Raw genomic sequence first — 844 nt, 5'->3', positions numbered from 1 at the left:
CACCTGCGCGATCTGTCGCATGCGCCCGACTGCGACGTGCTGGTCTGCGGCGACGACCCCGAGGCGCGCGAGACGGTGATCGGCCTGGCCGGCGACATGGGCCTGCGCGCCTGGCACGCCGGCCCCATCGCCAACGCGGCGGCGGCGGAGGCACTGACCTCGGTGCTCATCGCCATCAACATGCGCTACAAGGTGCCCGGCGCGGGCATACGCATCACGGGCCTGCCCGATGCGGGCGGGCCTGCACGGCGAGACGGCGATGCAACGCCCCGCCACTGAAGATCACTGCGGCGAGCTGCGCCTGCGCGCCCTGCCCAGAATTCCGGAAGTGCGGCCCGGCGACGACCTCTGCGCCCTGCTGCTGGCCGCGCTGCAGCGCGCCGGTGAAACGCTGCGCGATGGCGACGTGATCGTGCTCGCGCAGAAAATCGTCTCCAAGGCGGAAGGCCGGCTCGTCGCGCTGGACACCGTCCAGCCCTCGCCGCACGCCCGGCACTTGGCCCTGGAGTGCGACAAGGACCCGCGCCTGATCGAACTGGTACTGCAGGAATCGCGCGAGGTGCTGCGCTGCCGCCGTGGTGTCATCGTGGTGGAACACCGGCTAGGCTTCGTGATGGCCAACGCCGGCATCGACCAGTCGAACGTGCGGCAGGACGGCGGGGAGGCCGCGCTGCTGCTGCCGCTGGATCCTGACGCCAGCTGCGCCACGTTACGCACCCGGCTGCGCTCCGCCACCGGCGCGGATGTGGCGGTACTCATCATCGACAGCCATGGCCGCGCGTGGCGCAACGGCACCGTGGGCGTGGCGATCGGCGTGGCGGGAATGCAGGCGCTGCACGACCTG

General features: G+C 71.6%; 1 protein-coding gene and 1 pseudogene. Both read left to right on the top strand.

Features of this window, described 5'->3' with window-relative positions; all coding sequences use genetic code 11:
- Positions 1–279 (top strand): annotated as a pseudogene (locus ACDELDRAFT_RS23175) (hypothetical protein); the annotation flags it as partial.
- Positions 260–844: coenzyme F420-0:L-glutamate ligase (cofE, locus tag ACDELDRAFT_RS23170; RefSeq protein ID WP_081470199.1), on the top strand; the 585-nt coding region annotated here is incomplete at its 3' end. The pseudogene ACDELDRAFT_RS23175 and the gene cofE, both read left to right, overlap by 20 nt.

The sequence above is a fragment of the Acidovorax delafieldii 2AN genome, from assembly GCF_000175235.1.
In the GTDB taxonomy this organism is placed as follows: domain Bacteria; phylum Pseudomonadota; class Gammaproteobacteria; order Burkholderiales; family Burkholderiaceae_C; genus Acidovorax; species Acidovorax delafieldii_B.
The sequence above is the reverse complement of the archived record's forward strand: the minus strand, read 5'-3'. Positions and strand labels throughout refer to the sequence as shown.